The 23,529-nt window shown below is 66.7% G+C and carries 21 protein-coding genes; 11 read left to right on the plus strand and 10 right to left on the minus strand.

What is annotated here, in order from left to right; genetic code table 11:
- Positions 1–109: 109 nt before the first annotated feature.
- Positions 110–853, minus strand: coding sequence for a GntR family transcriptional regulator (locus tag IEY58_RS18070; protein WP_189048283.1), 744 nt, complete (start codon positions 851–853; stop codon positions 110–112).
- Positions 854–977: 124 nt separating this feature from the next.
- Between IEY58_RS18070 and pcaB the strand changes: the two genes are divergently transcribed.
- From pcaB to IEY58_RS18095, 5 genes are all read left to right on the plus strand, one after another.
- The gene (gene pcaB, locus IEY58_RS18075) at positions 978–2,339 is read left to right on the plus strand and encodes a 3-carboxy-cis,cis-muconate cycloisomerase (protein WP_189048285.1); all 1,362 of its coding nucleotides are present in this window, start codon (positions 978–980) and stop codon (positions 2,337–2,339) included.
- 96 nt (positions 2,340–2,435) lie between these two features.
- Positions 2,436–3,755, plus strand: a complete 1,320-nt coding sequence (locus IEY58_RS18080) for a cation:dicarboxylate symporter family transporter (RefSeq protein ID WP_229743802.1) — start codon at positions 2,436–2,438, stop codon at positions 3,753–3,755.
- Positions 3,756–3,902: 147 nt separating this feature from the next.
- On the plus strand, positions 3,903–4,346 hold the full coding sequence (locus tag IEY58_RS18085) for a nuclear transport factor 2 family protein (protein ID WP_189048287.1): 444 nt from the start codon (positions 3,903–3,905) through the stop codon (positions 4,344–4,346).
- A 525-nt stretch (positions 4,347–4,871) separates the two neighbouring features.
- A complete protein-coding gene (locus tag IEY58_RS18090; RefSeq protein WP_189048289.1) occupies positions 4,872–6,281 on the plus strand; it encodes a hypothetical protein in 1,410 nt (469 codons plus the stop codon).
- Positions 6,281–6,445, plus strand: a complete 165-nt coding sequence (locus IEY58_RS18095) for a hypothetical protein (protein ID WP_189048291.1) — start codon at positions 6,281–6,283, stop codon at positions 6,443–6,445. Before IEY58_RS18090 ends, IEY58_RS18095 begins: the two co-directional genes overlap by 1 nt.
- A gap of 364 nt (positions 6,446–6,809) precedes the next feature.
- Here the strand turns inward: IEY58_RS18095 and IEY58_RS18100 are convergent, their stop codons facing one another.
- Both IEY58_RS18100 and IEY58_RS18105 read right to left on the minus strand, forming a co-directional pair.
- Positions 6,810–7,292, minus strand: a complete 483-nt coding sequence (locus tag IEY58_RS18100; protein ID WP_189048293.1) for a YkgB family protein — start codon at positions 7,290–7,292, stop codon at positions 6,810–6,812.
- Positions 7,293–7,358: 66 nt separating this feature from the next.
- A complete protein-coding gene (locus IEY58_RS18105) occupies positions 7,359–7,895 on the minus strand; it encodes a carboxymuconolactone decarboxylase family protein (protein ID WP_189048294.1) in 537 nt (178 codons plus the stop codon).
- A gap of 140 nt (positions 7,896–8,035) precedes the next feature.
- Here IEY58_RS18105 and IEY58_RS18110 point away from each other — a divergent pair, with 140 nt between their 5' ends.
- Entirely contained in the window at positions 8,036–8,998 is a 963-nt protein-coding gene (locus tag IEY58_RS18110) for a cupin domain-containing protein (protein ID WP_189048296.1), read from the plus strand.
- A 64-nt stretch (positions 8,999–9,062) separates the two neighbouring features.
- Here IEY58_RS18110 and IEY58_RS18115 read toward each other — a convergent pair whose 3' ends face one another.
- Positions 9,063–12,272, minus strand: coding sequence for a response regulator (locus IEY58_RS18115; RefSeq protein WP_189048298.1), 3,210 nt, complete (start codon positions 12,270–12,272; stop codon positions 9,063–9,065).
- 367 nt (positions 12,273–12,639) lie between these two features.
- Here IEY58_RS18115 and IEY58_RS18120 point away from each other — a divergent pair, with 367 nt between their 5' ends.
- The gene (locus IEY58_RS18120) at positions 12,640–13,692 is read left to right on the plus strand and encodes an NAD-dependent epimerase/dehydratase family protein (RefSeq protein WP_189048300.1); all 1,053 of its coding nucleotides are present in this window, start codon (positions 12,640–12,642) and stop codon (positions 13,690–13,692) included.
- On the opposite strand, the gene IEY58_RS18125 is transcribed toward IEY58_RS18120, so the two are convergent.
- The gene (locus tag IEY58_RS18125) at positions 13,665–14,633 is read right to left on the minus strand and encodes a GlxA family transcriptional regulator (RefSeq protein WP_229743803.1); all 969 of its coding nucleotides are present in this window, start codon (positions 14,631–14,633) and stop codon (positions 13,665–13,667) included. The genes IEY58_RS18120 and IEY58_RS18125 overlap by 28 nt on opposite strands.
- Before the next feature lie 115 nt (positions 14,634–14,748).
- Here IEY58_RS18125 and IEY58_RS18130 point away from each other — a divergent pair, with 115 nt between their 5' ends.
- Positions 14,749–15,444, plus strand: coding sequence for a DJ-1/PfpI family protein (locus IEY58_RS18130; protein ID WP_189048304.1), 696 nt, complete (start codon positions 14,749–14,751; stop codon positions 15,442–15,444).
- A gap of 82 nt (positions 15,445–15,526) precedes the next feature.
- Here the strand turns inward: IEY58_RS18130 and gmd are convergent, their stop codons facing one another.
- Entirely contained in the window at positions 15,527–16,570 is a 1,044-nt protein-coding gene (gene gmd / locus IEY58_RS18135; protein ID WP_189048306.1) for a GDP-mannose 4,6-dehydratase, read from the minus strand.
- Between the two features lie 674 nt (positions 16,571–17,244).
- On the opposite strand from gmd, the gene IEY58_RS18140 reads away from it, so the two are divergent.
- Together IEY58_RS18140 and IEY58_RS18145 are read left to right on the plus strand one after the other, a co-directional pair.
- The gene (locus IEY58_RS18140; protein WP_189048308.1) at positions 17,245–17,475 is read left to right on the plus strand and encodes a hypothetical protein; all 231 of its coding nucleotides are present in this window, start codon (positions 17,245–17,247) and stop codon (positions 17,473–17,475) included.
- A 278-nt stretch (positions 17,476–17,753) separates the two neighbouring features.
- Positions 17,754–17,945, plus strand: a complete 192-nt coding sequence (locus IEY58_RS18145; RefSeq protein ID WP_189048310.1) for a hypothetical protein — start codon at positions 17,754–17,756, stop codon at positions 17,943–17,945.
- Positions 17,946–17,993: 48 nt separating this feature from the next.
- On the opposite strand, the gene IEY58_RS18150 is transcribed toward IEY58_RS18145, so the two are convergent.
- A complete protein-coding gene (locus IEY58_RS18150; protein WP_189048312.1) occupies positions 17,994–19,667 on the minus strand; it encodes a M3 family oligoendopeptidase in 1,674 nt (557 codons plus the stop codon).
- A 192-nt stretch (positions 19,668–19,859) separates the two neighbouring features.
- Here IEY58_RS18150 and IEY58_RS18155 point away from each other — a divergent pair, with 192 nt between their 5' ends.
- The gene (locus IEY58_RS18155) at positions 19,860–20,603 is read left to right on the plus strand and encodes a YoaK family protein (protein ID WP_189048314.1); all 744 of its coding nucleotides are present in this window, start codon (positions 19,860–19,862) and stop codon (positions 20,601–20,603) included.
- 41 nt (positions 20,604–20,644) lie between these two features.
- Here IEY58_RS18155 and rfbA read toward each other — a convergent pair whose 3' ends face one another.
- The 3 genes from rfbA to rfbB are packed head-to-tail and all read right to left on the minus strand — an operon-like array spanning position 20,645 to position 23,510.
- On the minus strand, positions 20,645–21,529 hold the full coding sequence (rfbA, locus tag IEY58_RS18160) for a glucose-1-phosphate thymidylyltransferase RfbA (RefSeq protein WP_189048316.1): 885 nt from the start codon (positions 21,527–21,529) through the stop codon (positions 20,645–20,647).
- Positions 21,526–22,452 carry a dTDP-4-dehydrorhamnose reductase gene (gene rfbD, locus IEY58_RS18165; protein WP_189048318.1) on the minus strand — a complete coding sequence of 309 codons (927 nt, stop codon included), beginning with the start codon at positions 22,450–22,452 and terminating at the stop codon, positions 21,526–21,528. The genes rfbA and rfbD overlap by 4 nt, the downstream gene beginning before the upstream one ends.
- On the minus strand, positions 22,449–23,510 hold the full coding sequence (rfbB, locus tag IEY58_RS18170; RefSeq protein ID WP_189048320.1) for a dTDP-glucose 4,6-dehydratase: 1,062 nt from the start codon (positions 23,508–23,510) through the stop codon (positions 22,449–22,451). The genes rfbD and rfbB overlap by 4 nt, the downstream gene beginning before the upstream one ends.
- Positions 23,511–23,529 lie beyond the last annotated feature (19 nt).

Consider the following 23,529-nt stretch of genomic DNA (forward strand, 5'->3'; position numbering starts at 1 on the left):
AACGGTATGATGGTACGGAACGTCTGCAAACCAACGCCCGTGCGCGTTCCGGTCTGAGGCTGTCAGCCTTTGGATAGGAGCCTGCTTAAGCAAACATTCGCGTCGGGCGCTAGATCGGTTCCTGCCGCTTGAGACGGGTGCTGTAGCTGAAGCGATCGGCAGGATGCACGCTGACCGTGATTTCGATCAGGGTGCTGGGGCTGAGGAAATACTGCCGCCGGATTTCCAGCGCATGATCGCCGGCGGGCGCCCTGAGCGGCTTCGCCAAGGCCTCCGGAACGCCGGCGGCGGCGATATCCTGGCGGATCTCGACGATGCGGCGGCCCGTCGTCTCCTCGATCAGCGTGCCGAAGATCCCTCGATAGGTTCCGATCCGCCCCCTGATCTCGGCAGCGATCGAAGCGGCGATATAGACGTCGGTCCAGCAGATCGGGAGCGTATCCGGCCTGTCCGGCAGGCGCCGGAGGCTCGAGACCTTGAGCCAGCTGCTGCCGGGCTTGCAGCCGAGCTTCCTCGCCAGCGCGTCGTCCGCCACCACCTCGTCGATCGACTGGACGTCGCGCACCGTCTCGAAACCGAACTGCTGGATCGCTTCGATCGACGAGAGCGCTTGGGTGAACTCGCCGCGCCCTGCCCCCGGGCGCGTCGCCTCGACTCGCGTGCCGGCGCTCTTCTTGCGGCTCACCAGACCCGACGCCTGCAGCTCCCGCATGGCGGCCCGAATGGTCGAGCGGCTGACGCCGAATTCCGCGGCGAGCTCCAGTTCATTGGGCAGCACCGAGCCCACGGGGTAGCGCCCCTTGCCGATCGCCTCGCTCAAGGCCCTGGCAACAATCGCGTATCTCGTTTCCAACGGCTCCCCCTCGCGCCCCACCCCATCAAAACCGCGTCCCGGGCCACACCGTCAAGCATGCTTGACTCTCCATTATGTTCGTACATAATTTATGTTCGAACATAATGGAGATAGGAAAACGGACATGACCGGCAGCACAGTTTTCGATTCCGCGCTGTTCCGCGACATGTTCGGGACGCCCGAGATGCGGGCCGTCTTCACGGACGAAGCGCTGGTCTCGCGCTATCTCGAGGCCGAGGCGGCGCTCGCTCGCGCGCAAGCCCGGGCGGGCATCGTGCCGCACGAGGCGGCGGCCGCGATCGACGCCGCCTCGCGGTCCGTCGTCATCGACTACGAGAAGCTGCGCCACGAAACGGAAATCGTGGGATATCCGATCCTGCCGCTCGTCCATCAGCTGGCCGCCGCCGCGGGTGAAGCCGGCCGCTACGTCCATTGGGGTGCCACGACCCAGGACATCATGGACACGGCCAACGTGCTCCAGATCCGGGACGCTCTCGGCATCGTCGACCGTGACCTGAAAGAGGTCCGCACGATCCTCGCCGACATGGCGCGGAAGCATCGCGACACGCCGATGGCCGGCCGGACCCATCTGCAGCAAGCGCTGCCCATCACGTTCGGCTACAAGGCAGCCGTGTGGCTCGCCTCGATCGATCGCCACATCGAGCGCGTCGCCGAGGCACTGCCGCGTGTGCTGGTCGGCGAGTTTTCGGGCGCAGCCGGTACGCTTGCCTCCCTCGGCGAGGGCGGCCTCGATGTCCAAAAGCTGTTTTGCGACGAGCTCGGCCTCGCTCAGCCGCCGATCACCTGGCACGTGGCCCGCGACGGCATTGCGGAGGCGGTGACGCTGCTCGGCCTCATTACCGGCACGCTCGGCAAGATCGCAACCGACGTCATGCTGATGTCGGCGACCGAGTTCGGCGAAGTCTCCGAACCCTTCGTGCCCGGCCGCGGCGCTTCCTCGACGATGCCGCAGAAGCGCAATCCGATCTCGAGCGAGTTGATGCTCGCGGCCGCAAAGGCCGTGCGCCAGCACGTCGCGACCATGCTCGACGGCATGATCCACGACTTCGAGCGGGCGACCGGCCCCTGGCATCTCGAATGGGTGGCACTGCCGGAGAGTTTCCTGCTCACGGCATCAGCCCTTGCCAACGCGAAGTTCATGCTCGCCGGCCTGGTGGTCCATGAGGACCGCATGCGCGCCAATCTCGGCCTGACCCACGGCCTGATCGTGGCTGAGGCCGTCATGATGGCCGCCGCCCCCAGGCTCGGCCGCCAGCATGCCCACGACGTCGTGTACGACGCCTGCCGCAAGGCGATCGAAAGCGGCGGCACCCTCGCGGCAATCCTGGCCGACGTGCCGGAGGTCGTGGACGCGCTGGGCGGTGTAGACGTCGTCCGCCGTCGCTGCGACCCCGCCAACTACCTGGGCCTCTGCGGCGAGATGATCGACCGCGTTCTCGGCCACCCGCCGACCGGGGCGCGCTGAGCGCTGCCCAACCTTCATCTACGCGTGAGCACGGACTGCCGAGGCGCCGCAAGAGCACCGCCCGTGCGCGAACCAAACATTGCTGGGGAGGAAGACATGGCCATGGCCACAACGGAAAGCCGCGCGCCCGCTGCCGGCGAAGACACGTCACCCAAGGCATCGATCTGGCGCAACCTCGGCTTTCAGGTCGCCGTCAGCATGGTGCTGGGCGTCGGCATCGGGTTGATCTGGCCCGAGTTCGCGACGTCACTCAAGGTCCTGGGCGACATCTTTCTGCGCCTGATCAAGACAGCAGTCGCCCCGCTGGTTTTCCTCACCGTCGTGGTCGGCATTACTGCGGCGGGCGATGTCAAACGGGTTGGCAAGGTCGGCCTGATCGCCATCGTCTATTTCGAGATCGTGTCGACGATGGCACTCGCCCTTGGCCTGGTGTTCGGCAACCTGCTGGGCATCGGCCGGAACCTCGGCCGGCTTGCCGCCTCCGACGGTGCCGCCAAGGGTGCCGCTGCGGCCGTGCAGGCGGCCAAAAGCTCCCACACGACGTTCGAGCAGTTCCTCCTCAATATCTTTCCGGACAATTTCATCGGCGCCTTCGCGCGCGGCGAGCTGCTGCAGGTCCTCGTCATCTCGCTGCTGTTCGGCTTCGGGCTGATGGCGCTGAAGCCCGAGAAGCGCGCGCCGATCGAGCGCGGCATCAATACCATCTCGACGGCGCTCTTCGAATTCATCCATGTAATCATGAAGCTGGCTCCGATCGGCACGTTCGGCGCGGTCGCTTATGCAGTCGGCGCGAACGGCACCGCCGTGCTGATCTCGCTCGCCTATCTCGTCGTCGCTTTCTTTGCGCTCGTCGCCCTGTTCATCGTGGTGGTGCTGGGCGCCGTCTGCGGGCTCTTCAGGATCAATCTGTTCCACCTGCTGCGATACATCCGGGACGAGATCTTCATTCTTCTCGGCACCGCCTCATCCGAGAGCGTCCTGCCGAGGCTCCTGGAAAAGCTGCCGGCCTATGGCGCCTCCAAGCAGGCGGTCGGATTGGTCCTGCCGACGGGCTATGCCTTCAATCTCGACGGCACCTCGCTCTTCATGTCGCTTTGCGTCGTGTTCCTCGCCAATGCCTACAACGTGCCGCTGAGCTGGGAACAGGAGCTCGGCATCCTCGGCATCATGCTGCTCACGTCCAAAGGGGCTGCGACCGTCTCGGGCGGAACGTTCGTGGTGTTCGCCGCGACCGTGACCACCACCGGCATCCTGCCGATCGAGGGGCTGGCGCTGATCTTCGGGGTCTATCGCTTCATGTCGATCGCGGTCGCCACCTGCAACGTGATCGGCAACACCGTAGCCGCGATCATCGTCGCCAAACTGACGGGCGAGTTCGATCCGTCACGCCGGCTTGCGCCGAGCGAGGATGCGTGAGGCAGCCGGCTCGAGATGATCGCGGCCGATTTCCGCCGGCCAGCCCTTTGCCCGCGATGGTTAGATAGGTTCTGCGCCGCTCACGCGCCTGCGACGGCGGGGCGCAGCTTTCTTCGGCGCATTGGCCATCTTGAAGGAGGGTTCGACATGACGGCATCAGCCAAGGGATCGGCAGCCGGCGTGTGGAAGGCCTTCGCTTCCCGTGATCCCGACATCATCCGGTCGGTGCTGACCGAAGACGCCACCTGGATCGCGCCCCAGCACAACGCGACGCAGGTTGCGTTGGGGCTGGCGACCGATTTGCTCGAAACGCGCGAAGGCATCGTCTCCTTTCTCATCGAGCATTTCCGCCGGCTCTTTCCGCAGGGCCTTACGTCCGACTTCACGCGGGTGATCGCCGAAGGCGACATCGTCGTTTTCGAGCAGCGGCTGACGGGACCAACCATCAATGGGCGCGACTATGACAATCGCTATTGCTGGATCTTCGAAATGGACGGCGCGCGTGTGCGCCGGATTCATGAATACATGGACACGTTCCGCGGCTACCGACTGATCTTCGGCGATGAAACGCCGCGTTCGCTCGTCGACTAGGAGCCTGGCCGCTCGACGCCCGCAGGCGGCCGTCCTGTCCCTGGCATCGGACGAGAGCAGCTGCGTCGCCGGGGCCGACCTCGTGGTCGACGGCGGTCTCGGCGCCGTCTGAGCCGGAGGCGGCGGACAGTCCCGTCCGCACGGCACAAACCTACCGAATGCCGCAAGCCAAGACCTCAACTTGAGACGAATTGGCATATCCTTGAGCCATACGAGCATTACAAAGCCCCGGGCCGCTTCTTAAGCTGATGCCTGTAATGCTTGCTTCAGAACAGCGAAAGCAACGCCGAGTCCACTGCGTGAGAAACGCAATTGGCACAGCCCTTTCGCTCGGGGATCCAAATGAAAAAAAGCACGTCTATTGCGGGAGGCTTCGCCGTCTGTTCGTTCTTTGCCATTGTTCCAGCCGCTTTGGCGCAGACTGTGCCGAGCCCGGGACAGATAAACGCGCTCTTCCGGCAGCTTCAGGCGGTGCAAGAGCAAAATAAGACGGCGCAGGAACAGAACACCCGGCGGATCGAGGCATTGACCGAGCAGGTTCAGAGCCTGCAGGCGCAATTGAAGGCTGCCCAGGCAGCGCCGCCGGCGCTCCCCGGCACCCCCGTCACGCAGAATCCGGGCAATCTGCCCGGCATCTCGGTCGTGCCGCCCTATACGCTTCTTGCGCCAGGGCCGCCCGACGCCGTGCCGAAGGTGGCCGCGGCGCCGGTTTCTTCCGGCGGCGACCGGCTCAAGCTCAGCGTCTCCGGCCAGGTCGACCGGATGGAGATCTACGGCAACGACGGCCGGAGCTCGACGGTACGGAACGTTGACAACAATATCTCCTCGAGCCGCCTGCGCTTTGTCGCCGAGGGCCGGATCAATCAGAACACGTCGGCCGGCGCCAATTTCGAGGCGCAGATGACGCCGAACAGCTCGTCGAACACGAGCCTGACCCAGGACAGCCCGAGCTCGGTCACGAACTTCACGCCGACCGGCGGCACCACGGCCAGCAATACCGGCGGCACCTTCACCGCCCGACAGGTCGAGGTCTATCTCCAGAACAAGCAATGGGGCGGCCTGCGCCTCGGCTTCGGCTCGACCGCGAGCTATCAGGTGCCCGAGAACGATCTCTCGGGCACGTTCATCGCGACCTATCCCAACGTCGCCGACATCGACGGCGGCTTCGCGTTCCGCCAGCGCGGCGCAGCGCTTATCCCGGGCACGACGAAGGGCACCTTCATCAACTCGCCGGCCAACGCCTTCGGCCCGGCGGTCGGCACGGTGTACAACTTCATGGACGGCCTGGTGCGCGACGACCGGATCCGCTACGACACGCCTGTCTGGAACGGCCTGCAGCTCTCCGCCTCGCTCGTTGACGGCGGCGCCTTCGACGTGGCGCTGCGCTATGCCGGAACCTGGGAGGGCGCCAAGTTCGCCGCCGCGTTCGGCTTCGCCGACGCCGACGGCCGCAATCACGCCGCCCCCAGCAATCCCTACGGCTATGCCGCGGGCCTGACGACGCCCGGCACCGGCCCCCTGCAGGCCACGACGATCGCCGACGCTTCGGCAAACGAATCGAAGCAATATTCCGGCTCGGCTTCGGTACTGCTGCCCAGCGGCTTCAATCTGACCATCGCGGGCGGCCAGCGTGACGTCAAATATACCGATCCGCTCGGCAAGCCGATCACGCCGGTCTACTACTACGGCAAGCTCGGCTACCTCACGAAGTTCTGGGATTTCGGCTCGAGCGCCTTCGCCGTCGATTTTCTCCAGAATGACGAGTTGAACTTCGCCGGCGACACGGCGCGCTCCTATGGCATCGCCTTCGAGCAGACGATCGACGACGCGGGGCTCGAGCTGTTCGTGGCGGGCCATCACGAGACGCTGAGCCGCAGCTTCGCCAGCTACAACGCCATCAACATCGTGACGGCCGGCGCCCGGGTGAGGTTCTGATGATGCGACGCGCCCTTGCCGTAGCGTTCCTCATGCTTCTGGGCGGCGAGCTCACCGGTTGCGGCATCCAGCCCGCCCCCTACCCGATACCGCAAAGCGATCTGGACGACAGACCCGGACTGCTGTCCGGGCCAGGCGGAGAGATCACGCTCTATCGCCGCTAGCGAACAGCGGCACCCGACGATTGGCTTCTGGCGATAACCGGAGTGGGCCCCTGGAACCGGACAGGGATCAGGCGGCTGAAGGGAGACGTCTTGTACCCTCCCGCTTGACCGGTGGTTGACGGCCTATCGCTTATCGAGGGCCCGCCTTGTTTTTCAGGTAATCGAAGTGTTGTTGCGTTGCCTGCGGCGAGACCTGGCTGCATGCCGCGATAGAGATCGCAATGAGAGCGAGGCTCATAATCGTCAGGAATTTGCTTGCCATTTTCTCTTTCCTTTCGGTTTTTCCAAGCCCGCTTTGGCCAGGTCTGAGGCGGTCAACATTGGATTTGTTGCTGACCGCTCGACCGGCCAAAACTTGCTTGGTTCAGGCCGCCTCGGCGGCGAGGCGCACGACGTCCCGCTTCAGCAGGTAGAGCGAAGCCGCGAGCAGGACGACGTCCTTCAGGAGGAAGGCGTTGTTGATCGCCATCGCCGGGAAGCCGACCGCGGCCCAGCCGTTCGGGATAAACGGGATGATGGTGACGGTCATCACGAACGTGCCGGTCGAGCCGATGGCGCCGAGGATGCCGAGCGGGCGGCTCCAGAAGCCGGCCAGGAGCAAGGCGCCGAACAGCCACTCCGAGACGCCGAGGAAATAACTCGCGCCATGGACGCCAAAGGCGGGCTCGAGCCAGAAGATGAACGGGCCGTTGCTGATGAACGGGATCAGCACCTGCGCCTCGTAGTCGAACCACTTCTGATAGCCGAACAGCGCGAAGATGAGCACCATCGCGGCGCGCATCAGGTGATAGTCGAGGTCGCCCGTGGCGAGAGCGGAGCGGGCCGTGGCCTTGATGAGCGAGTTCATGACTGGTTTCTCCTTGGCGCCGGTCGGCGCGCGCTGCCGCAGCGCACGCGACCGGCACGCCGGCCGTCAGGCGACGGCCGGAAAGTCGACGTCGGTGTCGTTGATGCGGTTGAAGACGTTGGTGAAGATGGTCAGCGCGATGGCGAGGCTGATGTCGACCAGCTGCGCGTCGGTGTAGCCGGCGGCCTTGATCGCCTGGAACTCGGCATCGCTGATCGTGCCGCTGGTGCGGGTGAGCGTGCGGACGAAGCGGGCAAGCGCGTCGCGCTTGGCGTCGCCGGTCGGCCCGCCGGCACGCAGCTGCTTCAGCACTTCGGGCTTAAGGCCGGTGAGCTTGCCGAGCATGGTGTGCGCGGCGACGCAATAGTCGCAGCCGGTGACCTCGCTCACGATCAGCTTGACCGTCTCCTGGTCCTGCCGGCTCAGGCTGCCCGAGGCGAGCACGCCGTCGGCGGCGAGCACCGCCTTCAAGGCGACCGGGCCATGGGCACCGATCGCGGCAAACGTGTTCGGCACGCTGCCGATCGCCTTCTTCAGCTGGGCATAGACTTCGGCGCTGGCGCCGGTCGCGGTCTCGAGGGCGGGGGTATGGATACGGGACATGATGGCACTCCTTGGTTTGAGGTCTGCGGCGCCGGTTGGGGTGGCGCCGAACACGACATCAATGTATGTGTGCCAACTGCGATTTTTAATGCTTCATACGCTCCAGTTTATGCCAATTCGTCTCAATAATGAGGCCCCACATGTCGGAACCGATGGATTGGCTGAGCCGCCTGCTGGAGCTGGTACCCGTGCGCGGCCGGCTCGACCTGCGCTGCTTCTACGGCGCGCCCTGGCGCATCGAGCAGGGGCCGGCGGCGACAGGCGAGATCCCGTATCACGTCGTGCTTGGCGGCTCGGCCATGCTCGAGGATCCGGCCGGCGGCCGGCCGACACGTCTCGCGGCCGGCGACATCCTGCTCTTGCCCCAGGCGCCCCGGCACGTGCTGCACGACGGCAGCGGCGCCCCGCCGGTGCCGGCGCAGAAGTCCGAGCGTGCCCATGTGACGATCCACGAGAACGCCGGCACGGGCGACCGGCTCGACATGCTGTGCGGCCATTTCATGCTGAGCCCGCCGTACGATCGCCTGCTGCGGGACCATCTGCCGGCCCAGCTGGTGGTGCGCGCAGCCGACCATAGCGCCGCGACTGCGCCGCCCGGCACCGGCGCCCAGCTCGCGGGTCTGGTCTCGCTCATGCGCCTGGAATCGGCGGTCGAAAAACTGGGCGGCCGCGCCATGCTGAATGCACTGTCGACCGCCTTGTTCGCGCTGACCCTGCGGCTCGCAAGCGAGGCCGAAGCGGCGCCGACCGGGCTCCTGGCGCTCGCCGGTCATCCGCGCCTGGCGCCCGCGCTGACGGCGCTGTTTCAGGAGCCGGGCCACCCCTGGTCGCTGCCGGAGCTCGCCCGCCTCTGCCACATGTCGCGCGCGACCTTCGCGCGGCATTTCCAGGAGAGCCTCGGCCGCTCGGCAAGCGAGCTCCTGACCGACATTCGCATGACGCTCGCCGCCAACGAGCTGCGCAAGCCGGGCTTGTCGATCGGCGCCATCGCGGAAACGGTGGGATATCAGTCGGAGGCTGCGTTCCAGCGCGTCTTCAAGCAGCGCATGGGCATGACGGCGGCGCGTTGGCGCCGGGAGGTGCAATCCGCGACCGAGACGTGAGCTCGCTCGGCACGCGGCCCTGAAAGCCACGCGACGCCCGGCAGCCGGCATCGGATTTTAACGACTAAAGCCAACGGTCGATCGTGCCGATGAACTGCTCCGGGTCGAACGGCTTGGTCACGAAATCATCCATGCCCGCCGCAAGGCACGCCTCGCGCGCGCCGGTCAGCATGGAGGCCGACATGGCGATGATCGGGACCCGCGCCATGCCGCCGCCCGAAGCGCGGATCTGCCTCGCCGCCTGCAGGCCGTCCAGTCCCGGCATCTGCAGGTCCATGAGCACGAGATCGTAAGCACGGCTCTCGATCGCCTCGAGTGCGGCACCGCCGTCGGTCACCGTGTCGACCGCGAAGCCGGCGTCTGTCAGGATCGTCTCGGCGATCTGCCGGTTGATGAAATTGTCGTCGGCCACCAGGATGCGGCCCTGCCGCGCGGCGGCGATGAGCCGTGTCACTTCGGAGACGTCGATTGCGAGTGCCTGCTGCAGCGCCTCCATCACCGATCGGCGGGTCGGCGGCTTTGCCGCCGCGGCGGCCGCTTCCGGTGGCGCCTTGCGGCCAAGCCCGGTCAGCAGCACTAGTTGCGCACCGTCGGATTCCCCGACCAGCGTCTGCAACATCGTTTGGTCGGGCTCGCCGACCGCCTCGTCCGCCAGGATCGCGTCGAACGGCTGGGCGGCCGTGCGGATCGCCTCGCGCGCCGCGGAGGCACCAGCGGCTTCAGTCACGAAGGCGTGGGCCTCGCTGAGCCAGCGGCCGCAGATCTGCCGCCGGGGCTCGAACCCGTCGACGACCAGGATGCGCCGGCCGGCAAGCTCAGGCGGCGGCACCGGCACGCGCGGGTCGGCATGGCGCAACGGTACCTCGACCCAGAAGCGGCTGCCGCCGCCCGGCCGGTCCTCGGCGCCGATGCGGCCGTCCATCAGGTCTATGAGGCGTTTCGAGATGTTGAGTCCAAGACCGGTACCGCCGAACCGGCGCGCGATCGAGCCGTCGGCCTGCTGGAATTTCTGAAACAGCTTGGCCTTGGCCTCGGCGTTGAGCCCGATCCCGGTATCCTCGACGGTGAACCGGATCCGGCTGCGCGCCGCCTCGACGCCCGACGCCGGATCGCGTGCCGGATCGCGCGGCAGCGGCTCGGCCGTCACCTCGACCAGCACATGGCCGCGCTGGGTGAACTTCACCGCGTTGGAGACCAGGTTCAGCAGCACCTGCCTGAGACGCGACGGGTCGCCGTGGAACGACCGGCGGGCCGCCGGATCGATCCAGCAGGCGAGCTCGATGCCCTTCTCCATCGCCCGCGGCACCATGAGCTCGATCGTCTTTTCCACCACGTCGTGGAGTGCGAACTCGATGGTCTCGAGCTCGACCTGCCCCGCTTCGAGCTTCGAGACGTCGAGAATGTCGTTGATGAGATCGAGGAGCGCGTCGGCCGAGTAACGCACCGCTTCGGCGAACTTGCGCTGCTCGGGTGTGAGGCTGGTGTCGAGCAGCAGCGCGTTCATGCCGAGGATGCCGTTCATCGGCGTGCGGATCTCGTGGCTCATATTCGCGAGGAATTCGCTCTTCGCCCGGTTCGCCGCGTCGGCCGCCTCGCGCGCCTCTATGAGCTCCGTTGCCTGCGCCTCCAGGCTGAAGCGCGCGCCCTCGATCTCCTCCTCCCGGGCGACCGCCTCGGTGATGTCGCGAATGAGCGTCAGATAGCCGCCGTTCGCCGTCGGCACGCCGCGCCGCTCGATCCAGCGTCCCGACGACAGCTGATGGCGGCTCTGGACCGGCACACCGGCACGGACCGACTGGCGACGGGCCTCGGTCAGCTCGTCCGCCCGTCCTGGGCCATAGAACCGGGCCTCGGCGAGCGCACCGATCAGCCGGCCCAGCCGGTCCGGTGCCTCCAGGATCTCGTCCGCATCCAGCCCCAGAAGGTCGAAGCATTGCTGATTCCAGGCGACGAGCTGCGGCTCCTCGTCCACGAGCCCGACACCGTCCGGCATGTTGTCGAGCACAGCACTCAGCAGCCGATGCTGCTGCTCAAGCAGGGCCGCACCGCGGCGGCGGTCCGTAATGTCGCGCGCACGTATCTTGGCGCGCGCGACCCGGCCGGTCCCGTCGGCGATCGGCAAGACGACGACCTCCCAGTCGCGCCGGCCGTCGGCCGCATCCTCTTCGTCGATCTCGAACTTGAGCGGCTGGCGGCGTGCTGCCGCCGAAGCCACCTGTTCGCGGATCACGGCCGCGCGCGACGGCGGCACGATGTCGTCGACGAGTTGCCCCACGGTGGCGGCGTCGATACCGAGGAAACCGCTGTCGACCTTGTTGCAGGCCTCGACCCGCAGCGTGCCGTCCCAGGCGATCGCCAGCACGACGAGATTGTCGGGCGAATGGTCGAACATCGTGCGGAACAGCCGTTCTGCCTCCTGCCGCCGCCGGATCTGCGAACCGAGCCGCCAGCCGATCACGCAGATCACGACGATGACGGCGATGAGGCCGGCGGTCTCGACCTGGGCATAACGCCACCAGGCGCTGAGGATCTCGTCGCGGCCGAACGAGACGACTGCGACCAGCGGATAGCGCTCGGCGCTGTAATAGCCGGTGATCCGCTGCAACTCGTCCAGCATCGACTCATGGCCGAAGCTGCCGAAGGGTGCTGCCGGCAAATAGGTTCGAAACAGCAGGTTGTTCGAGAGATCGCGGCCGATCTCCGCCGACTTGAACGGCTGCTCGACGAGGAGCGTGCCGTTCTTGTGGAACAGCCGAATGGCGCCCGTGGCACCGACTTTGAGCGTGCCGTAATATTCCTGGAAATAGGCGGTCGACAGGGTCGCGAGCACCACGCCGCCGAAGCTGCCGTCGGGATGATTGAAGCGGCGCGAGACCGGGATGACCCAATCCTGGTTTGTCTTGCCGACGACGGGCGTACCGACGTGCAGGCCGAGGTCCGCATGGTCCCGGTGATATTGAAAATATTCGCGCTCGGCGTTGTTGCGGCCCACGGGCACCGTGGGCGAAGAAGACGCGAGCCAGTCGCCGGTATCGCTATAGAGGAACAGGCCGCCCAGCCCGGGCGTTTCGGCCTGCTCCGCCGCCAGATGCCGATGCAGCCGTTCGAGCGCGGCGGCACCGGTGCCGTCCGCCTCGACCCGCTCGACCATGTCGACCAGCACGGAGTTTGCCGCGCGCACCGCATCGTCGGCATGCTCGGCAAGCGAGCGGGCAAGATTCCGCGTCTCGGTCTCGGCATGGTCGAGTTCGATCGCCCGTGACCGGAAGATCATCCAACCGTCGATCGCCGCCAGCGCCACGCAGGCCAGAAGGACGAAGCCGAGAATACCGGAAGACGACCCGCGCCGCGGTCGCTGCGCTGCACGGTTCGGTTCTGGGCGGCTCGGTTCTGGGATGGGCGCCACCAGGCCGCTCTCCTTATTGGTTTGGGGCGCCGAGCGTAACCTACCCATGGTTAAATGTTTCCTGCTCGCCATTCGGCCGGGCATAGGCCCCAGATCGCCCTCGCGTCGCCCTTCCCATTCGGCGGCGACGGTTCTAGGGTGATCGCCTGTTGGTTTCGGCGGCGGCGCCGCATCGACGGCTCCGCGGAAGACGGGTGGACGTGCCCCCGTCCAAAAAAGCGGGGTGTCCAACCCGATGTTTCGCCTGCTCATCCTTGGCGGCACGCAATTTCTCGGTCGTCATCTCGTCGAGGCCGCCCTCGCACGACACCATCACGTGACGCTGTTCACGCGCGGCAAGACCAATCCCACCCTGTTCCCGCAAATCGAGCATCTGGTCGGCGACCGGGCCGGCGACCTGCGCGCGCTTACCGGCCGGCGCTGGGACGCGGTCATCGACACGTCGGGCTACGTGCCCCGGCTGGTCCGCCATGCGGCGCTGACGCTCGAAGGCTCGGTCGGCCATTACACCTTCGTCTCGTCGATCTCGGTCTATTCGGCCCCCCTGCCCCACGGGCTCGACGAAGCGCACCCGATCGCGACCCGCCTCGACGATCCATCGACCGAGGAGATACGCCCGGCGACTTACGGGCCGCTGAAGGCACGGGCCGAAACGGCGGTCGACGCCATCCTGCCGGGACGCACGCTCATCATCCGGCCCGGGCTCATCGTCGGGCCGCACGACCCGTCCGACCGGTTCAGCTATTGGCCGTGGCGGCTGGCGCACGGCGGCGCCGTGCTGGCGCCCGGCCGGCAGCGTGCGCCGGTCCAGGTGATCGATGTGCGCGATCTCGCACATTGGATGATCGCGATGGCCGAGTCCCAGGCGACCGGGACCTACAACGCCGCGGGCCCGGCGACGTCTCTCACCATGGGCGACCTGCTCAAGACCGGCCGCGCTGCCCTCGGCGCCAGTGCCGAGCTCCATTGGGTCGACGACGCATTCCTGGTGAGCCAGGGCATCGACATCGACCGGGGCATACCGGCCGAGACATTGCCGCTCTGGCTGCCCGCGCGGGAGAAGGCGCTCGCCGGGCTGTTCACGATCGACTGCCATCGCGCGATCGCCGCCGGCCTGCGTTTCCGGCCGCTCGCCGAGACGTTCCGCGACACCGCCGACTGGCTCGGCACCCGCGATTCAACCCGGCAGTGGCGCGCCGGCCTCAGCCTGGAGCGGGAGGCGGCCCTGCTGACGGCCTGGCGCCAGGAGCGGCTCACCGGTCACTCGGCGGCGAAACGCATGCGGTAGTCGAGCGGGCAGACGCCGAGGCGCCGCTGGAACGCGCGCCGCATCCGTTCCTCGTCGCCGAAGCCGCATTCGCGAGCCACCTGCTTCACTGGCCGGTCGGTCGTCTCGAGCGCCCGGCGCGCGGCCTCGAGGCGCAGTGCCTCGACCATGCGCGCCGGCGTGCGGCCGGCCTTGGCGGCATAGGCGCGGGCGAAAGTGCGTTCCGACATGCCGACCCGCCGGGCCAGCCGTTCGACCTTGATGTCCTCGGCCAGATGCTCGCGCACCCAGGCGTGCAAGCCGGTGAAATCCTGGTCGGACGAGACCTGCGCCTCGAGCGCCGCGCTGAACTGAGCCTGGTCGCCCGGCCGTTTCAGGAACACAACGAGCGCGCGGGCGATCGCCATCGCCCGGTCATGGCCCAGATCTTCCTGGATTAGCGCCAGGGACAGGTCGATGCCGGCGGTGACGCCGGCCGAGGTCCAGATGCCGCCGTCATGGATGAAGATAGGCTCGGGCTCGACCCGGATCTGCGGAAAGCGGCGCTGCAGGCCGTCCGCCGCCCACCAGTGGGTCGCAACGCGCTTGCCGTCGAGCAGCCCGGCCGCGGCGAGCAGATAGGCCCCGGTGCAGACCGAGGCGAGACGGCGCACCCGAGCCGCCCAATGGCGGATCGCCTGGATCACGGCCTCGTCATGCATCGCCCGGCGCGTGCCGATGCCGCCGGCGACGATCAGCGTATCGACCTCCTCGCCATCGAGCTCGGCGAGCGGGCGCGTCTCGATCACAAGACCGCTCGACGTGCGCAACGGTCCACCGGCCAGCGAGACCACGACCGGCTCATAGGGCGGCTCGGCCCCATTCCATGCCGGCTCGTTGGCACTCGCGAAACATTGGAACGGTCCGGTGATGTCAAGCAGCTGGCCGTCCGGGACGGCAAGCACGGCAACTTTGCGGGACATGGGCATGCCTCCTTGGCGGAAAGGGAGGGATGTTTGACATAGCCGCCAAACCATCATCGGCGCAACATAAGGATGCGGCCACCCAGGCCGCTCCCAAGGCAGAAGGCCTTCGCCCATGACAGAGCCAACGTTCCGGATCGGCTTCCTCTTGTTCCCCGGCATGACCCAGCTCGACATGACCGGACCCTACGAGGTCCTGTCCCGCCTGCCGGGTTCTGCGATCCATCTTGTCTGGAAGGAGGCGGGTCCGGTTGCATCCGACCGCGGTCTCGCGATCGTGGCGACTGACAGCTTCGTCACGTGCCCGCCGCTCGACCTCATCTGCGTGCCCGGCGGCCCGGGCATCAACGAACTCCTGACCGACGCGCCGGTGCTGGACTTCATCCGCCACCAGGCTTGGGGTGCCCGCTACATCACCTCGGTGTGCACCGGCGCGCTGGTGCTGGGCGCTGCCGGCCTGCTCTACGGCAAACGGGCGACGACCCATTGGATGTCGCACGACCTGCTGGCGGCGTTCGGCGCCGTCCCGGTCAAGGCCCGGGTCGTGACCGACGGCCGGCTCATCACCGGCGGCGGCGTCACCGCCGGCATCGATTTCGCCCTCACGATCCTGGCCGAACTGGGTGGGCGCGAGCTCGCCCAGGCCGTCGAGCTCGGGCTCGAATACGATCCACAGCCGCCGTTCGGCACCGGCTCACCCGAGCGCGCCGGGCCTGAGCTTGAGGCGCGGATGCGCGCGCTGTCGGACCGGATCCAGGGGCTCCGCGCGGAACAGGTGCGCCGGGCCGCCGCCGCGCTCGCGCCCGCCTGATCCGGCGGCTCGCCTGCGCGGGATCCGTTGAAGTCTCCGGCGCGCGGCCGTGGACCGCCGCGCGCCGCCCTACCGCTTCGTCTTACCGGTGCGCACCGTGCGCCGCCGACAGATGGCCGGCATCGACCAGCACACGCTCGCGCCTGGCGAGCTCATGGTCGGACTTGACCATCATCTCGACCAGCTGCTGGAACGAGACCTTGCGCTTCCAGCCGAGCTCGCGGATCGCCTTCGACGGATCGCCGTGCAGCGCGTCGACCTCGGTCGGCCGGAGATAGCGCGGGTCGAGCTCGACGTGCTTCTGCCAGTCGAGACCGAGCTGGCCGAACGCGAGCTCGACGAACTGGCGCACCGAATAGCTCTCGCCCGTCGCCACGACGAAATCATCGGGCGTGTGGTGCTGCAGCATGAGCCACATCGCCTCGACGTAATCGCCGGCGAAGCCCCAGTCGCGCTTGGCGTCCATGTTGCCGAGGAACAGCTTGTCCTGCAGCCCTTCCTTGATGCGCCCGACCGCGCGGGTGATCTTGCGCGTGACGAAGGTCTCGCCGCGGCGCGGGCTCTCGTGGTTGAACAGGATGCCGTTCGACACGAACATGCCGTAGGCTTCGCGATAGTTGATGCCGTACCAGTGGGCCGCGACCTTGCTGACCGCATAGGGGCTACGCGGATAGAACGCCGTCGCCTCGCTCTGCGGCGGATGGGCGGCACCGAACATCTCGGATGAGCCGGCTTGGTAGACACGCACCGTCTTGCCGCCGCCCACCATATGGTCGCGCACCGCCTCGAGCAGCCGGAGCGCGCCGGTCGCAACCACGTCGGCGGTATATTCCGGCACGTCGAACGACACGCGCACGTGGCTCTGGGCCGCCAGGTTATAGACCTCGTCGGGCTGGACCTTCTCCAGCACCCGGCGCAGCACGGTGCCATCGGTCACATCGCCGTAGTGCAGGGTGAGCTTCGGTCCCGGCACATGCGGGTCGTGATAGAGATGATCGATCCGATCCGTGTTGAACGAACTGGCCCGGCGGAGCAACCCGTGCACTTCGTACCCTTTACCCAGCAGAAGCTCCGCCAGATACGATCCATCCTGACCGGTGATGCCGGTGATCAGGGCACGTTTCAATGCATGTCTCCATCATTTGGTACTGCCGCCCCCACGGGCTGGCCGATCGAATCTCGGCGGGTGATTAGCATGCTGCCCCAGCAAGACCAAGTGAATCGTCGCACGCGCCCCAAATACACCCGGGCACAATGTCGTCCGCGACGGTCTGAAAGATCGGCAGGGTCTCAGCGCCGGGAAGCGGCATGCCGGGATGCCGCATGTCGCCAGCCGGCAGGACAAGACCGGTAGCGAATTTCACCGCCTCGTTGTTCTTTTCCGCCACTTGATGGCGATATGCGCCACATCACCACACGCAAGCTGTCACGCCACGAAAGATAATCGTTTCACTCCAATGAGTTATTGCGTTCCAATCAAACTGGCACGCGGCGTGAAATGGCTTAGATATCGGCGCCGAACAGAAGCCCGAGACTCGGCGGCAAAACAGCCCAGCACCGCCAAGTCCTCGAGCCGATGATAAGCGAAGATGGAAGTGACGGCAGACGGTTCGGGCGAGACATCGAAGCAATCTCGGCGCGGCGAAGCTCCCCTTATTCGACCGAACCGGCGGCCGTCACTTCGAACCGACAGACGAATTCAATCCAAGACTCGCACGAGCCCGGCAGTTCCGGTGAGGCATGGCGGAAACGCCGCCCCCTTGCCGTGAGCGACCGAGGACGAGAAACGGAGTCCGCAAGATGTCGACGAAGAATATCTCCCTGGCACTGCTCGCGGCCGCCCTCACGGCCGGTCTCGGCACCGCCGCCTACGCCCATCGCAGCCTGACGGTGTCGACCGCAGCGCACGTCCAGCCCATCTGCACCACGACCTACTCGATCGAAACCGGCGCCGACGGCCAGTCGGTCTCCGTCACCAGCCTGACTTGTTCGCGCCCCGCCCAGCGGGTGGCGAGCGAGGCGGCCCTCTAACCGGGGCCGCAAAGCCCCACGTCCCGCACGGAGTCGCGGCCGGACGAGACGTGGGGCTCTCCTCTCAAGACCTTCGTGGTCCACCGCCGAACCCCGCCATTCCCATCCATCACCAGCTTGCCTCGCGAAACCGGCTCTCCGGCGGATCGCGAGGCGGGGCGCCTCTCTCGCGAGGGGCGAGCAGCCCACGTCCCGGACTGAGTCGCGGCTGGACGGGACGTGGGCCTTTTTCTTCCCTGAGTGTTCTTTCCTTGTCCCGCCCCCGGGAGTTTCGAACCATGACCCTGCGCACGTGGTCGCTGGCGCTCGCGGCCACGGCCGCCCTTGCCGTCGGCGGCTTGACCGCGGCGATCACCGAACAGGCCCGCGCCGAAACGGTGCGGGCGATCGCGGTGACGCTGTTCCCTGCCCCGTCGCCAGGGGCAGGCACGCCCTCCGATGCGGAAGGCTGCCCGCCGGCCCGGCGATGAGTTCCCCCGGGCCGAACGGATCAGTCTGTTCGGCTCAGTCTGATCGGCTCAGGCAGCGAGCACTTTCTCCGCCTCGCTCACCACTTCGGCAAGCGCACCCGGGGCGAAGGGCGAGACCAGCCCGGCCGAGCGCACGAGGTCCTGGAACGGTGCGGAGCCGCCAAGCGCGCAGAGCGCGATATAGGCCTCGAGGCTGGCCTGGTAGTCGCGCCGGGACTTCACCCAGAACTGCATGGCGCAGCATAGCGCCAGCGTATAGTCGATGTAGTAGAACGGCAGATAATAGATGTGCCGCTTGGCCTGCCACCGACCGCCCTTTTCCGGGTAGGCGAGATCGCCGTAGTCGGTCCAGGGCATGTAGCGCCGCTCGAGCGCGCGCCAGACGGCATGACGCTCGGCCGGCGTCATCTCCGGCTTCGCGTAGATCTCGTGCTGGAAATGATCGACGCACACGCCATAGGGCAGGAAGGCCAGCGAATCGATCAGATGCATCCGGCGGAAGCGGTCGGCCGCCGCCTCGCCCACCATCAGCGCCATCTGCGGATGGGCCAGGAACTCGAGGCCCATGGAGTTGATCTCGGCCGCCTCCATGGTCGGCCACAGATAGTCGATACCCGGCTGACGGCGGCTCTCCCAATTCTGGAAAGCGTGGCCCATCTCGTGGGTGAAGACCTTGATGTCGTGGTCGGTGCCGTTGAAATTGGCGAAGATGAACGGCACGCCGTGGGTCGGGAACGAGGTGCAGAAGCCGCCGCCGGCCTTGGTCGCCCGGTTCTTGAGATCGAGGAAGCCGCCCTCGTTCATCAGGCGATAGAAATCGCCGAGGCGCTTGTCCATGTTGTCGAACATGGTCTGGGCCTGGGCCACCAGGAAGTTGTGGTCGCCGGCCGGCACCGGGTTGCCCGCCGGATCGGTCAGGCTCTCATCCCAGAAATAGAGCCGGTCCCAGCCGTTCTCCTGGCGCCGTTGCTCCATGAGCCGGGCGATCAGCGGCACGACATGGGTTGCCACCTGGTCGCGATAGCGCGCCACGTCGGCGGCGTCGTAATCGACCCGGCGCATGCGCCGGTAGCCCAAGGGCGTATAGGTCTCGTAGCCGAGCTTTCGCGCCATGCCATGGCGCAGATGGACGAGCTTGTCGTAGATCTCGTCCAGTTCGGGCCCGTGCGCCTCGAAAAACGCCCAACGCGCCCGTTCGGCCCGGTGCCGCGTCTCACGATCGAGCGCCTGGGCGAAGGGCTCGATGCCGGCAAGATTGACGGTCTCGCCGTCGATCTCGAGCTTCGCCGCCGACAAGAGCTCGGTGTAGCGCGCGCCGAGCCTCGCCTCCTCCTCGAGATCCTTGGCGATGACCGGATCGAAGGTTGTGACGTCGGTCTCCCAGAGCCGCACGGCGTGGTTCCCGACCAGGCGCTCGAGCCCGGCACGGTCCGGATCGGCGAGCAGCCGCCGTTTGACCGCGACCTCGAAGCCGGTCGCCTCTGGGCTCAGCGCGTCGGCATAGTCGCGCGCCTTCTTGGCCTCCGGATCGGCGGTGTCCTGCTGGAAGCGCAATCCCACGAGCGCACTCCAGCTGTCGTATTCGCGACGCAGCCTGTCCCAGGCCGCAACGGCTTCAGCCTTCTCGCCCCGGTCGAGGAGCGCGTCGATCACCTTGTATCGGGCGGCAAGGCTTTCCCTGGTCGGCGTGTCGACCGTGATGTCCGTGAACCGGATCGGCATTCTCATTTCCCTTTCACGCGAAACTATCGTGCGGCGACATTGCCAGAGCCGCCTGCGATCCGTCGATGGGGGGAGAGGGCACCTGGCGAAATATCGCAATGCAGCAGCAGCGCGGAATATCCTACGATGATTGCGCGTTCTCGAGCGCGGATCCGAAAGCACCCGAAAAGCACCTGAGCAGAAGGCTTTGCGATGCGCGACACATGGGCCTTGATGCGGACGGACGACGACGATCGGCGGCTCGCCTGGTCGCTCGCCACGATTGCCGGCGCCGTGAATGCCGCCGGCTTCTATGTCGCCGGGCACTATACCTCGCACATGACCGGCACGATGTCGCTGCTGGCGGACGCGCTGGCGTTGGGCGAGGTCGGCGAGGCGGCGATCGCGCTCTCGGTCATCGTCACGTTCATCGCGGGCGCCACCGTATCGACCCTGCTCATCAACCAGGCGCAGCGGCGCCGGCCGAACGGCGCCTATGCCTTCAGCCTGCTGGCCGAGGCAGTACTCCTGTTCCTGGGCGGCCTGGTCGAGCAGATCGTCCCCGAGGCGATGCGGGCGTCGCTGCTGATCCTGGGCCTCAGCTTCACCATGGGGCTGCAGAACGCCATCATTACCCGCGTGTCGAATGCGCGCATCCGTACGACCCATGTGACCGGCATGGTGACCGACATCGGTATCGAGCTAGGCCAGCTGCTCGATCGCCGCCTCTCGCCGCGCGACGATGGTGTGGCCGAGGTCGACCGCCGAAAGCTCGCCCTGCACATCCCGACGGTCGGCGGGTTCCTCCTCGGCGGCGTCATCGGCGTGATCGGCTACCGGCTCATCGGTACCCTGCTGCTGCCGGTCGCAGGCTGCCTGCTCATCGCGATCGCCGTTCCCGCAATCGCACGGCGGACGACGCGGGCAAGGGTCGAGCCGGCGATGACCGAGCCGTAGCGGTAGACTGCGGCCCCGTCATCGCGCTCGGCAAGCTGGTCTCAACCGCCCACATCGAAGCGCCCGTCGGCAAGCGCCTTCAAATACTGTCCGTACTCGTTCTTGAGCAGCGGCTGCGCCAGCTCCAGGAGAACGTCGCGCGAGATCCACCCCGCCCGGTATGCGATCTCCTCCGGGCAGCAGACCTTGAGGTTCTGTCGCTGCTCGATGACCCGCACGAATTCGGAGGCGGCCAGCAGCGAGGCATGCGTTCCCGTGTCGAGCCAGGCGAAGCCGCGTCCGAGCTTTTCGACCTGCAGCTTGTCGAGCTCGAGATAGATATTGTTGAGATCGGTGATCTCGAGCTCGCCGCGCGCCGACGGCCGCACCTGCTTCGCGTATTCCACGACATGGCGGTCGTAGACATAGAGGCCGGTCACCGCGTAGTTCGACTTGGGGCTCTTGGGCTTTTCCTCGATGCTGATCGCCCGGCCGGCCTGGTCGAACTCGACCACGCCATAGCGCTCGGGGTCCGACACCTGATAGCCGAACACAATCGCGCCGTCCTTGAGCGCGACCGCGCGTCTCAGCGTGTCGGTCAGGCCGTGGCCGAAGAAAATGTTGTCGCCGAGGATGAGGGTGCACTCGTCGCCGTCGATGAAGTCCTCGCCGATCAGGAATGCCTGGGCAAGCCCGTCGGGCGACGGCTGAACGGCGTATGCGAGCCTAATGCCCCATTGGTTGCCATTGCCCAGCAAAGCCTGGAACTGGCCCTGGTCCGCCGGCGTCGTGATGACCAGGATGTCCCTGATTCCGGCCAGCATCAGCGTCGACAGCGGATAATAGATCATCGGCTTGTCATAGACCGGCAGCAGCTGCTTGCTGACGCTGCGCGTGATCGGATAAAGCCGCGTGCCGGAGCCGCCCGCGAGAATGATGCCCTTCATGACGCGCTGTTCCTCGGAAGCTGCTGGGGGGCGAGCACGGTGGTCTGGATCGCCTCGACGACGGCGGCGAGCGACTGGGTCCAGTCCGGCTGGCGGATACCGAACCGAGCCGCAATCTTGCTGCAGTCCAGGACGGAATTCGCTGGACGGCGGGCCGGCGTCGGATAGTCCGCGGTGCGGATCGGCGTGACCGTCGGCACCATCCGGAGCCGGGGCACGCCCGCGGCCACGATCGCCTGGGCGAAACCGTGCCAGGTCGTGGCCGGCGCGCCGCTGAAGTGATAGGTGCCCCAAAGCCCGCTATCGACCCGCTCTTGGCCGAGCAGCTCCGTAATGGTCAGCAGCGCATCGGCGATCGCACCGGCCTCGGTCGGGCCGCCGCGCTGGTCCGCGACCACGCGCAGCTCCGGTCGCTCGGCCGCAAGCCGCAACATGGTCGCGACGAAATTGCCCGTCGAAACGGCATAGACCCACGAGGTGCGCAGGATGATGTGACGCGGATTGGCCGCACGCACCGCCGCTTCGCCGGCGAGCTTGCTGGCGCCATAGACGCCGGTCGGGCCGGTTGCGTCGTCCTCGCGGTAGGCGCCGTCGCGCGTGCCGTCGAAGACATAATCCGTCGAGATGTGCAGCAGCGGGATGCCCCGTTCCGCCGACGCGCGCGCCAAGTTCTCGGGGCCGTCGCGGTTGATGGCATAGGCCACGTCCCGATCGCCCTCGGCCTTGTCGACGGCGGTATAGGCGGCAGCGTTGACCACCGCCGCATAAGGCTTGGCGGCGATCGCTGCCCGGACCTGATCCAGGTCGGTGATATCGAGCTCGTCGCGATCGAAGCCGATGATCTCGCGTTTGCCCGGTTGATGGCGCGCAGACAGCGCGCGCCCGACCTGACCGTAGGAGCCGGTGACGAGGATCAGCGTCATTTCATGCCTGCGAGGCCCAGGCGCTCGCCACCATATTGGCGCTCGATGAGCGGCCGCCACCAGGCCTCGTGGCCGAGATACCAGACGACGGTGCGCTCGATGCCGGTCTCGAAATCGACCGAGGGTGCGAAGCCGAGCTCGTCGCGAATCTTGCGGGCGTCGATCGCGTAGCGGAAGTCGTGGCCCGGCCGGTCGGTCACGAAGGTGATGAGCGCAGCATGGCTGGCGCCGCCGGCGCGCGGCCGCAACCGGTCCATGATCCGGCAGATGGCCTCGACCACCGCCAGGTTCCGCCGCTCGCTATTGCCGCCGATGTTGTAGCTCTCGCCGACCCGGCCCTGCGTCAGCACCAATGTGAGCGCCCGTGCATGGTCCTCGACATAGAGCCAGTCGCGCACATTGCTGCCTGTGCCATAGACCGGCAGCGGCTTCTCGGCCAGGCAGTTCAGAATGGTGAGCGGGATCAGCTTCTCGGGAAACTGGTAGGGCCCGTAGTTGTTGGAGCAGTTGCTGATCACCGTTGGCAGGCCGTAAGTGCGCTGCCAGGCCCTGACCAGATGATCGGACGAAGCCTTGCTCGACGAATAGGGCGAGCTCGGGTCGTACGGCGTCTCCTCGGTGAAGAAGCCCGCGTCGCCGAGCGCGCCGAACACCTCGTCCGTCGAGATGTGGTGGAAGCGGAAGGCCTCGGCCTGGGCGGCGCTGAGACCGCGCCAATGGGCGAGCGCCACGTCCAGTAGGACATAGGTGCCAAGGATATTGGTGCGGATGAAGGCACCCGGCCCGTCGATCGACCGGTCGACATGGGATTCCGCGGCAAGATGCATGACGGCATCGGGCCGATGCCGAGCGAACACGCCCCGGACCGCCGGCTCGTCACAGATGTCGACCTGCTCGAACGCATAGCGTCCGTTCGCCTCGGCGCCCTCGAGGCTGCGCCGGTCGGCGGCATAGGTGAGCTTGTCCACATTGACGACCGCATGGTCCGTCGCCGCCAGCAGATGCCGGACCACCGCCGAACCGATGAAGCCAGCACCGCCCGTGACCAAAATCTTCATCAACCCAGCCCCTGAATCA

Source organism: Aliidongia dinghuensis (assembly GCF_014643535.1).
Classification (GTDB): Bacteria; Pseudomonadota; Alphaproteobacteria; order ATCC43930; family CGMCC-115725; genus Aliidongia; species Aliidongia dinghuensis.

What these genes read in the sequence shown, in the direction of transcription:
- pcaB (WP_189048285.1), top strand. Translation starts at nt 978, where the DNA reads ATGACCGGCAGCACAGTTTTCGATTCCGCGCTGTTCCGCGACATGTTC.
- IEY58_RS18080 (WP_229743802.1), top strand. Translation starts at nt 2,436, where the DNA reads ATGGCCATGGCCACAACGGAAAGCCGCGCGCCCGCTGCCGGCGAAGAC.
- IEY58_RS18085 (WP_189048287.1), top strand. Translation starts at nt 3,903, where the DNA reads ATGACGGCATCAGCCAAGGGATCGGCAGCCGGCGTGTGGAAGGCCTTC.
- IEY58_RS18095 (WP_189048291.1), top strand. Translation starts at nt 6,281, where the DNA reads ATGATGCGACGCGCCCTTGCCGTAGCGTTCCTCATGCTTCTGGGCGGC.
- IEY58_RS18100 (WP_189048293.1), bottom strand. Translation starts at nt 7,292, where the DNA reads ATGAACTCGCTCATCAAGGCCACGGCCCGCTCCGCTCTCGCCACGGGC.
- IEY58_RS18105 (WP_189048294.1), bottom strand. Translation starts at nt 7,895, where the DNA reads ATGTCCCGTATCCATACCCCCGCCCTCGAGACCGCGACCGGCGCCAGC.
- IEY58_RS18110 (WP_189048296.1), top strand. Translation starts at nt 8,036, where the DNA reads ATGTCGGAACCGATGGATTGGCTGAGCCGCCTGCTGGAGCTGGTACCC.
- IEY58_RS18115 (WP_189048298.1), bottom strand. Translation starts at nt 12,272, where the DNA reads ATGATCTTCCGGTCACGGGCGATCGAACTCGACCATGCCGAGACCGAG.
- IEY58_RS18120 (WP_189048300.1), top strand. Translation starts at nt 12,640, where the DNA reads ATGTTTCGCCTGCTCATCCTTGGCGGCACGCAATTTCTCGGTCGTCAT.
- IEY58_RS18125 (WP_229743803.1), bottom strand. Translation starts at nt 14,633, where the DNA reads ATGTCCCGCAAAGTTGCCGTGCTTGCCGTCCCGGACGGCCAGCTGCTT.
- IEY58_RS18130 (WP_189048304.1), top strand. Translation starts at nt 14,749, where the DNA reads ATGACAGAGCCAACGTTCCGGATCGGCTTCCTCTTGTTCCCCGGCATG.
- IEY58_RS18140 (WP_189048308.1), top strand. Translation starts at nt 17,245, where the DNA reads ATGTCGACGAAGAATATCTCCCTGGCACTGCTCGCGGCCGCCCTCACG.
- IEY58_RS18145 (WP_189048310.1), top strand. Translation starts at nt 17,754, where the DNA reads ATGACCCTGCGCACGTGGTCGCTGGCGCTCGCGGCCACGGCCGCCCTT.
- IEY58_RS18150 (WP_189048312.1), bottom strand. Translation starts at nt 19,667, where the DNA reads ATGCCGATCCGGTTCACGGACATCACGGTCGACACGCCGACCAGGGAA.
- IEY58_RS18155 (WP_189048314.1), top strand. Translation starts at nt 19,860, where the DNA reads ATGCGCGACACATGGGCCTTGATGCGGACGGACGACGACGATCGGCGG.
- rfbA (WP_189048316.1), bottom strand. Translation starts at nt 21,529, where the DNA reads ATGAAGGGCATCATTCTCGCGGGCGGCTCCGGCACGCGGCTTTATCCG.
- rfbD (WP_189048318.1), bottom strand. Translation starts at nt 22,452, where the DNA reads ATGACGCTGATCCTCGTCACCGGCTCCTACGGTCAGGTCGGGCGCGCG.
- rfbB (WP_189048320.1), bottom strand. Translation starts at nt 23,510, where the DNA reads ATGAAGATTTTGGTCACGGGCGGTGCTGGCTTCATCGGTTCGGCGGTG.